At 40.8% G+C, this 9,573-nt stretch carries 6 protein-coding genes; 5 read left to right on the top strand and 1 reads right to left on the bottom strand.

Annotated features, from left to right (window positions below):
* The first annotated feature begins 78 nt into the window (after window positions 1-78).
* The 5 genes from HMPREF1551_RS10830 to HMPREF1551_RS10850 all read left to right on the top strand — a co-directional run bounded on the left by HMPREF1551_RS10830 (window position 79) and on the right by HMPREF1551_RS10850 (window position 8,536).
* The gene (locus tag HMPREF1551_RS10830) at window positions 79-957 is read left to right on the top strand and encodes a hypothetical protein (RefSeq protein ID WP_021629188.1); all 879 of its coding nucleotides are present in this window, start codon (window positions 79-81) and stop codon (window positions 955-957) included.
* A gap of 67 nt (window positions 958-1,024) precedes the next feature.
* On the top strand, window positions 1,025-3,175 hold the full coding sequence (locus tag HMPREF1551_RS10835; RefSeq protein ID WP_021629189.1) for a TonB-dependent receptor: 2,151 nt from the start codon (window positions 1,025-1,027) through the stop codon (window positions 3,173-3,175).
* 263 nt (window positions 3,176-3,438) lie between these two features.
* Window positions 3,439-3,822, top strand: coding sequence for a hypothetical protein (locus tag HMPREF1551_RS13205; RefSeq protein ID WP_021629190.1), 384 nt, complete (start codon window positions 3,439-3,441; stop codon window positions 3,820-3,822).
* A 122-nt stretch (window positions 3,823-3,944) separates the two neighbouring features.
* A complete protein-coding gene (locus HMPREF1551_RS10845; RefSeq protein WP_021629191.1) occupies window positions 3,945-7,001 on the top strand; it encodes a SusC/RagA family TonB-linked outer membrane protein in 3,057 nt (1,018 codons plus the stop codon).
* A gap of 5 nt (window positions 7,002-7,006) precedes the next feature.
* Window positions 7,007-8,536 (top strand): RagB/SusD family nutrient uptake outer membrane protein, encoded by a 1,530-nt coding sequence (locus HMPREF1551_RS10850; RefSeq protein ID WP_021629192.1) that lies wholly within the window; start codon window positions 7,007-7,009, stop codon window positions 8,534-8,536.
* 81 nt (window positions 8,537-8,617) lie between these two features.
* Here the strand turns inward: HMPREF1551_RS10850 and HMPREF1551_RS10855 are convergent, their stop codons facing one another.
* Entirely contained in the window at window positions 8,618-9,427 is an 810-nt protein-coding gene (locus HMPREF1551_RS10855) for a hypothetical protein (RefSeq protein ID WP_021629193.1), read from the bottom strand.
* Window positions 9,428-9,573 lie beyond the last annotated feature (146 nt).

The raw sequence follows: 9,573 nt of genomic DNA on the forward strand, positions 1-9,573 counted from the left end.
GGGGCAATGTGTCCATTGACCAATGAGCAAGCCAGTAAATTATTAAACCAATAATAGCAACTCGAAACTCAAATTCTTATGAAAATAGTTTCAATGATAATCCTGTTGTTTTGCTTCTCCCTACAAGCACAACAGAAGCGCTGGCAATTGGATAGTATTCAGCAAATCCAGTTCTATTCTGGCGAAATGGAATATGTATATAAGACACTCCATCAGTCCTATAACCCTAAGAGAAGAATAGTTACTAAAATAAATGATATAAAGGATTCTTATAGTAGTGATTATATGTATATTTGTAAATATAACAAACAAGATAGCCTTATAAGTGAAATTAAAAAATATCGCAAAAAAAAGAAATGGAACGAATATGAAAAAATAATTTATAAGTATGCTTCAAATAAAATAGAAATAAAAAGATATGGAATTGATGAAAAAGGAAAGTGGAAAATTATTGAAATGGTTTATTTAGAGAAGATAGAAGGAAAATTATATTTGAAAAAAGAAAAATATAGAAGTACTAATGTAGAAGAATGGATTATAGATATTTATGAACCTTATAAAGAATGGCCTTATTGTAGTGTAAAAGGAGTAACATATAAAGAAAAGGGTACTATAGAAAAAAAATATAATGAAAAAGGACAGCTAATAGAAAGAATATATGAAAATAGTTTTGTTAGTGAGAAAAAAATATTCACCTATAATAATTCAGGAGATATAGAAATCCTTGAACTCTATGATGGAAAAGATGAAAAAGGAGCGTTTATCAGATGGGAAAAGCGGGTATATACGTATGATCCCAATATCTTAAACGAAGAAGTGGTAGACAAATGGCAAGAAAATGATAAAAACAAAACCCCTCATAACGCTATTCTTCTAAAAGAAGTATACAGACCCACAGATGATGAAGGATATGAACTCTCATATAAGCAACAATATTATTATTCTCCTATTCCTTAAGGTTAAATTTATTTGTTTTATTTCTAAATAATTTATATCTTTGCGGCCAAATTTATAAATTCTTTTTATGAAGAAAATGGTAATTATGGCCTTAGGCTTAACCTTTGCGGGCTATGCACAGCAGCAACCCAGCATGGAACGCGATACCTTAGGATTGGAAGAGGTAGTGATCACAGCCAATCGTATAGAGGAGAAGAAAACCGATGCGGTAGCCAATGTAACGGTTATCGATCAGAAGAAACTGCAACAGTTTATTAAGATCGCGCCCGATATGTCGCACCTTATTGGAATGATTGAGCCTGCCATGGCGCTCTCTACCAATACGACTAACAACCGCTATCAGAGCTTACGCGGACGTGCGCTCTTAGTGCTTATTGATGGGATCCCACAATCTACGCCCTTGCGCTCTACTGACCGCGATATACGCTCTATAGACCCTGCAGCTGTAGAACGTATTGAGATTGTCAAGGGGTCTACTTCTATCTACGGGAATGGTGCCATCGGGGGGATTATGAATATCGTAACCAAGAAAGCACCCAAAGGAGTAGCTTTCTCCGGACACACCTCCATCGGAGCTTCTGGAAGAGATTCTTTCAAGGAAAATAGGGGCTTTGGCTACCGCTTCAATCAGCAGTTCTCAGGTCACTACAAGGGCTTTTCTTACCTTTTGGACGGTGCCTTGACCCAAACCGGTTCGGCTATAGATGGGGCAGGGGAGTACATCTCTCCACGCTATGGCTTGGGCGATGTGCGTACTTATAATGGACTTATAAAGCTCGGCTACCAGTTCGATGACGATAACAAGGTGGAAGCCATGTACAACTACTATCAGAGCTTGCAGCATACTCCTTTAGTAGCCTCAGGCGGGAAATATCTACAACGTCCACGTATAGGAATCTATGGTAATAAGCCTGCGGTAGCCAAGGACGAAGGAATGCCTTACAACCATAATGCCTATGTGAAGTTCAATTCTAATAACATCTTCAAAAACACAGACTTAGAGCTTTCTGCCTTCACCCAACACCAGTATGCTGTTTTTGATTATCGCAAGCATAATGCTAGCAATCCTCGTTGGGAGAGCACCAGTGGACAGGCAACTGTAAGAGCGGAGAAATATGGTATCCGTACCCAGCTCACTTCCAAAATCCTTTTCTCTGAGGATATCTTTACCCAAGTGCTTTATGGATTGGATGCCTTGATCGACAAAACCAGCCAACCACTGGTAGATGGTCGCTATTGGATGCCAGAGCTAACAGCCTATAACTCGGCTCCTTTCTTACAAACCAAGACTACTTTCTATCGTCATTATGTACTCAAAGCAGGACTTCGTTATGACAAGATTGATGTAAGCGTACCTAGCTTCGAAGTATTGCGTCTTCGCAATACCGATCGTCGTATCTATGTAACAGGTGGTGAGCTCAAGTATAGCAACCTTGCCCCCAATGTAGGGCTGGCTTACAATGAGTTCAAATACTTCCAGCCTTTTGTCTCCTACTCACAAGGTTTTTCTATCTATGACTTAGGGCGTACCCTTCGCGCAGCGAAAGATGGAGTACAAATCGGTCAGGATATCCTCTCTCGTATCAATACAGAGCCTGTTACTACCGATAATTATGAGGTAGGTGCTTATTCACAGCTTACCAAGTATGTCCACCTAAGTGGTTCCTACTTCTATACCTATGCCAAACTTGGTAGTGACCTTAAGGGAGTGCATGGTTTCTGGGTGGTGGATAGAAGTCCACAGAAGGTATATGGTTTTGAGGTCAATGCCGATATCTATCCTACCGACTGGCTTACCCTCGGTGGTAGCTTTATCTCCTTCGAAGGAAAGAAAAAATCTACCGAAGGAGGCCCATGGGATGAGTATATGAGTGGTACTTCTATTCCTGCTGCCAAGGCAACGGCTTATGTGAGAGTTACCCCAACAGCTAAGAGCTACCTTCAGGTCAATTACCTACATACAGGTAGTCGTGATCGCTTCTCTCCAGACCCTGTAACAGGAATATACGAAGAAGGACAAGGCGTAGTTTCCCCAATCGACCTCTTCTCTCTTAGTGCAGGTTATACCTTCAACAAGAACCTATCCTTAGGCTTAGGGGTAGAGAACCTCGCTGATAAGGTGTATTATACCCCTGCTTCTATGCTCGTTGCCCGAGATGCCGAATATGCTCATGGTAACGGCCGCTACTTCAACCTAAATCTTACTTACAGATATTAGTTTTTCAGTAATCAGACCTCAGTATTCAGTGGTCAGACGTTGGAGGTTAGTCGAATAGACGGACTTCTGATGCCTGACCACTGATTTTTGTTGATTCCTTAACCTTCTTTTTTATTGTATAAATTCTTACTTCTTACCTGCTTTTTCCTTGACTTCCCCCCTTCAATTGTCGTAACTTTGCAAAGTCAGTCGTTAGTTTTTAGTTTTTAGTGATCATCATTAACCATTAATCATTAACCATTGACCATTAATCATTAATCATTATGGAAGAGGCTTTATCAATACTTTGGACATACGCACGTCGCCAGCCGATAGAGAGCAATGGGAAGACCATAGTGACTACCTATCATCCCCAGTCCCGTCATCTTCCCTGCCATGAGGTGCTCTCATGTTTTGATAAAGGAGCCTTCAGACTGCCCCAACCCCGTAAGGTTGGGCACCAAGGCTCCTGTATCAAAGCTGATAACAAGAACTGCAACCAAGCGAGCAAACCCCGTAAGGTTTCTCCTCCCTATCCCTATATCGCAGCAGACTTGCACAAGAACGCCCCCTTGATGGAGCCCCCTATGATACGGCATCATGTAGCAAATGACAACTATCGAGATGATGGAGAACGGCTAATAAGCTCACGACCACCACCTTTTTAAGTGAAAAGGGATTAGTTGTTAGTCATTAGTCATTAATCATTGATTAAGACATAATTAAAAGTTAAAAAAAAATCTTTTTCGTTTTTTTTTTAGCAAATTTGCATCCTTAAAAATTAACGGAAATGAGATTGAAAATTTTCTATGCGTTTACGCTGTTTTTTATAGCTATACAAGCAGCATTGGCGCAACAAGTGACCGTCACCGGGACGGTAAAAGATGCTCAAGGTGAGCCTATCTTGGGTACTTACATCCTTATCAAAGGAACCAGTCGAGGGGCTACCACCGATGATAAGGGAGCTTACAAGATTGAAGCCAATGTAGGCGATGTGCTCTACTATTCTTTCTTAGGGATGACCCCTATGGAGAAGAAGGTAACTCAAAAGTCGTCAGTGATCAATGTTGTTTTGCAAGAGGAGGTACAAGAAATCGATACCGGCCTTGTTTTTACTGGCTATGGAGCTCCCAAGGTAGGGAGTAAGACGGTAGCTTCGATAGCAACAGTACAAGGGAAAGATATAGCCGAATCCTCCAGTGCCAATGCCATGGACTTGCTCGCGGGGCGTGTAGCAGGTATGGTAGTGACTACAGGCTCAGGGAGACCTGGTGCTTCTTCTGATGTCTTGATACATGGTTTTAATAACTTCCAATCGGCATTAGAGGGTAGAGGAGGAATTCGCAATCAAAAACCACTCTATATTGTGGATGGGATTCAGGTGAGTTCTACAATCATGTCAGATCTTAATCCTGCCGATATTGAGAGTGTAAGTGTACTTAAGGATGCAGCTTCTACTTCTATCTATGGTTCTCGTGCTGCCAATGGGGTGATCCTTATTACCACAAAGAAAGGGAAATATAATGAGGCCACTAATATTACCATCAGTCATCAAACAGGATTCAATGCCATTACCGATGCCAGTCGTAAGTTCTTCGATGATATGATGACTCCACGTGAGTATTTAGAGTTTTGGGCACAGAGAGACCCGGCAGAATTGCGTTCTGCAGCAGGGGTATCAGGCCGTACAGAAGCAGATACACAGCGAGCTGTAGAGAAAATCTTGGCTGAAAATCCTTACAATACCCGTTGGGATAAGGTATTCTTCCGTGATTTTGTGCCTACCTCTCGTACCGATGTCTCTATTTCAGGAGGAACCAATAGTACTACTTATTATCTATCATTGGGCTATCTAAAGCAAGAAGGATCTACGCTGCCTTCGGTGGACTATTATCGATACAATATTCATTCTAGCATAGATACTCGAATTAACAAATGGCTTAAGGCAGGTTTTTCTATAGCTGCGGATTATACAGAAAGAGAAGGGGGCAGCTCTTACTCTATGAATATATTGACTTTGCCATTATATACTCCTAAGAACCCTGATGGAACACGAAAAGATTATATCAGAGGACTTACTGGGAGAGGGACAGGATTTAACCATCCTGCTTACGAAGCGGAAAAACATCCACAAAGTACTTATGGAGAAGATGTAATGCCAATAGGGTACCTTATGGTTGAACCTATTAAGAATTTAGTATTCAAAACCCAAGCAGGGGTACAATATAGTGCAGGTGATGATCAAAAGAAACTCCTACACTCTTATGAACCTGTATATGGATTTGAAAATACAGCCAGTACAGAGATGAATACAAGTAGATCTTTCAAGAAAACTTTCACTAACACCTTAGAGTATAAGTTTTTAGTAGGAGATTCTCATAACTTTACCGCTTTATTAGGCCAAGAATCGGTGGAAGATATCTACAAATCACTACAGGCAAGAAGTGAGGGACAGCCTTCAGATGGGTTATCTGCTTTGCGTAATGGAACAGAAAAGTATTCGGCAAGTGATCTAAAGTCTGTCTCTGCATTTAATTCTTATTTCGGACGATTGGAGTATGACTATCAGAGTCGTTACTTCTTGGATCTTTCTGCACGTCGAGACGGCTCTTCTAACTTTGGGGCCAACAACCGCTATGCCAATTTCTGGGCAATAGGGGCGATGTGGAAACTCAAAAAAGAAAATTTCCTAAGGGATGTAAAATGGCTTACCGATTTGAACTTGCGTTTTAGTACAGGATCTTCTGGAAATGCAGGAGGAGGTAATTACAGAAATATAAACCAAATAGTAACCTCTACACCCTATAATTCAAAGACAAGTTATAGTCTTTCCTTATTAGGAAATCCTAATCTGCGTTGGGAAGAACAACGCAAAACAAGTGTAGGAATCAATGCTGTGCTCTTGTATAATACCTCTCTAACCCTTGAGTATTACCATCGTGAGACCATTGGAGCTCTTGCTTCTCAGGATAATAACTCTACCAGTGGAGATACACAACTCTATGGAAATACTGGAGGAATGCAGAACCAAGGATTAGATGTTACGCTCTCCTCACGTGTATATTACAATCAGGATAATAACCTAAGTGTTCGCCCTTATTTTAACTTTAACTATAACCAACAAAAAATAGTTTCTATCTTCCAGGGAAGACAGACTTTTGTCAGTGGAGGTAGTAATTTTGGTTACAAAGTAGGAAGACCTCTCGAATATGCTGCTGTAATTCGCAAGGGAGTAGACCCTAATACAGGACTTACCCAATGGTATATCCCAGGAGAAGATAAAATGGAGCAACAGACTGATGACAATCAGGTAACTACAGAATATACTACTGCCTTAGCGCAAACAACAGGAAAGAAAATGCATGCACCTATCAATGGTGGTTTTGGGTGGAATATTACCTATGGAGGCTTCTCCTTGGATATGAATTTCTCCTATGCTATAGGAAAATGGATGATGAACTATGATATGAAATATATAGAAAATCCCAATCGTTTTGCAACAAATAACCTAAGTAGAAAAATACTTGATTATTGGAAACAGCCAGGGGATACAGGCACTCGCCATCCTAAAATTACCCAAGAAAATTTTGTTGAAGATGCGGACTCTCGTATGATACAAAAAGCGGATTTTCTCCGTCTCAAATCCATTACCCTTAGTTATCGTATCCCTAAGGAAACTATAGAACAGATAGGATTTTTCCAAGGCGTGCGACTTTATACGACAGCACATAATATCTTTACGATAACTCCATACGAAGGGCCAGATCCTGAATATGCAGATTCTATCTCCACAGGTGGTTATCCGCCATCAAGACAAATTGCCTTAGGTGTTGAACTTAAATTTTAAAAAGTATGAAAAGAATATTCCATAAATTACCACTATATATCCTGGCGGCGCTTACCCTTCAGAGCTGTGCCAAATTAGATCAAGAGCCCTATGGGATTCTGACAGATACCAGTGCTTTCCTCAATCCAGAGGATGCACAATATTGGGTTAACGGAATGTATGATGGTTTACGCCAAAATACTTATGGGGATGCGATGTACAGCTCCGATGTACAAGCTGACTTCCTCAATGCCGTACATACAGATCTCGAAGTACTGCCGCAGCTACATCGTTGGGCTTCCTTTACTTCATCTAATGAAAAAGTAGCCTCCATTTGGCAGAGTTATTTTAAAGCCATTCATAATATTAATATAGCGATCAATGGGCTCCCTACGATCCCTACCAAAACAGAACAGGAGAGAGATAAAGTAGCGAAAAACTTAGGGGAACTTTACTTAGGACGCGCTTATTATTATTCGTATTTGTTAACTCATTATTGTGGGGCTTATGACGAGGCTTCTCTCTATGGGCTTCCTATCCTAAAAGAACCTAAAGTCTCTGATCTCCCTGCCCCTAGCTCCCTGAAAGCCACTTATGACTTTGTATTGGAGGATATAGCCAAGGCTGAACTACTATTGGCGAATACTCCAGGTACAGAAGGAGCTACCACCTTTACTCGTGATGCAGCCAAAGCGCTCAAGGCGCGTGTCTTGCTTTACAAAGGAGACTGGCAAGCCGCTTACGATACAGCTCAAGCGCTTATAGCCACTGACACTTACCCCTTAGCAACTTCAACTTCTGTAAGTATTCTAAGAGCTATGTGGGCAGAAGATACCCCTACAGAAAGTATCACACAGCTCTTTGCTGCTCCTCCTGCTGGAACAGGACTGAGTGAACTCCCTAAAGCTAATAATATTTACATAAAGGCTACTTTTGATTATAGAACAAGAAGGTTTTCATACAAGCCGAACTATATTCCTACTAAGGCTTTCTTGAACTTATATCAGAATACAGACTATAGAAAGCAGGTTTATTTTCAAAAATATTCTATAACCTATGGAGGAACTACCTTCCGTGATATCTATTTTGTAAATAAATATCCAGATAATAATAACCTAAAGACTAATTTTTCAGGGCTTCCTACCTATATGCACAAGCCGAAATTGTTCCGTATAGCTGAGCAATACCTTATCGCGGCAGAAGCAGCTTATAGGAAAGGAGATGAAGGCTCTGCTAAGAGCTACCTTAATCGTTTACGCCGTTCACGAAATCTAACCACTGATGTTACTGCTACAGGAGAAGCTCTCTTTACCGAAATCCAAAACGAACGCAATCGAGAGTTGGCCTTCGAAGGCTTCCGCTTGCACGACATCAAGCGTTGGGGCTTAGGGGTTGTACGTGGTACTCCACAGAATGTAGATGCTATCATATCTACCCCCCCTGAAGAATATTACCAGCTCAATATCCCTGCCGGTAATTACAAACTCACTTGGCCTATCCCTGCTGCCAATATTACTTTCGAAAACGGCCGCTGGAGACAAAATCCAGGCTGGTAATCTAACAAACAAAGGCCATCTTTGGATGGCCTTTGTAATCTAAAACAATATCGGCGGTACCCCTCGGTACCGCCGATATCACTATTTGTAATATTCAAATTTCTGTTCTATAATAAGGTAAGGTTCGCCATTTTCACTTTCAGTCCTCTTGATCCAGTTCTTTTTCTTATCATACTCATAAGTATAGGTCTTCTTTTGAATAAGCGTATCAGCGCCTTTGTATACAGCATTCTCGGTTTCATTGCCTTCTGTATCATAAGTGGAAGTAACCTTTTTTAGGAGCTTGCCCTGAGCATCATAGGTAAGTTGCTCTATGGGATTTCCTTTAGCATCATTCTTGTAAAGGGTCTTGGAGGTGAGTTCGTCCTTACTATATTTGTCCTCTTGGATAAGGTAGCCCTTATCATCATAGGTAAAAACCTTTTTCTCATCACATTCCCCACCTACACAGTTGGATTTCTCTATAAGTTGCTGCTTCTCATTATACTTAGAGAAAGTACTCATAAAAATCGACCCCTTGTCGGTCAAAAGGTCATGACGGGTACGATTGCCTTGCTTGTCATACTCATAAAGGTTGGTTGAGAGCACTTTGTTGTCCTCATCTTTGGAGACAGATTCCGTTAGGTAGCCTTGGCTGTTGTAGGTATCATGATAGGACATGATCATACCATTGTTATTCACTTGCATCTTGGTAGTACGTCCCTTGGGGTCGAACTCCGTAAGTAGCTCCGTATTCCCTCTGAAGGGCTTGCCTTGCTCATCAAAACGATAGTCCAGTATGCGATACGTTTTCACTTTTCCTTTGAGTTTCGCCGCATCCCAACCGGTTTTTTTGTTCTGACCGAAGGCGACGGTACCTGCTAAAAGCAGGATAATTCCTAATTTCTTCATTTTTTGGAAAATTATTCTTTTTAGAGGGCAAAGATACAAAAGATAATTGTTAATGATTGATGATTAATGGTTAATTGTTAATTGTCAATTGTTAATTATCGTTAGTCACTAGTCATTAGTCACTAGTCATTAGTCACTAGTCACTA

Source organism: Capnocytophaga sp. oral taxon 863 str. F0517, from assembly GCF_000466425.1.
In the GTDB taxonomy this organism is placed as follows: domain Bacteria; phylum Bacteroidota; class Bacteroidia; order Flavobacteriales; family Flavobacteriaceae; genus Capnocytophaga.

Excerpts from the sequence above, each read along its gene's own strand:
- HMPREF1551_RS10845 (WP_021629191.1), top strand. The coding sequence starts at position 3,945 with ATGAGATTGAAAATTTTCTATGCGTTTACGCTGTTTTTTATAGCTATA.
- HMPREF1551_RS10835 (WP_021629189.1), top strand. The coding sequence starts at position 1,025 with ATGAAGAAAATGGTAATTATGGCCTTAGGCTTAACCTTTGCGGGCTAT.
- HMPREF1551_RS10850 (WP_021629192.1), top strand. The coding sequence starts at position 7,007 with ATGAAAAGAATATTCCATAAATTACCACTATATATCCTGGCGGCGCTT.
- HMPREF1551_RS10855 (WP_021629193.1), bottom strand. The coding sequence starts at position 9,427 with ATGAAGAAATTAGGAATTATCCTGCTTTTAGCAGGTACCGTCGCCTTC.
- HMPREF1551_RS10830 (WP_021629188.1), top strand. The coding sequence starts at position 79 with ATGAAAATAGTTTCAATGATAATCCTGTTGTTTTGCTTCTCCCTACAA.
- HMPREF1551_RS13205 (WP_021629190.1), top strand. The coding sequence starts at position 3,439 with ATGGAAGAGGCTTTATCAATACTTTGGACATACGCACGTCGCCAGCCG.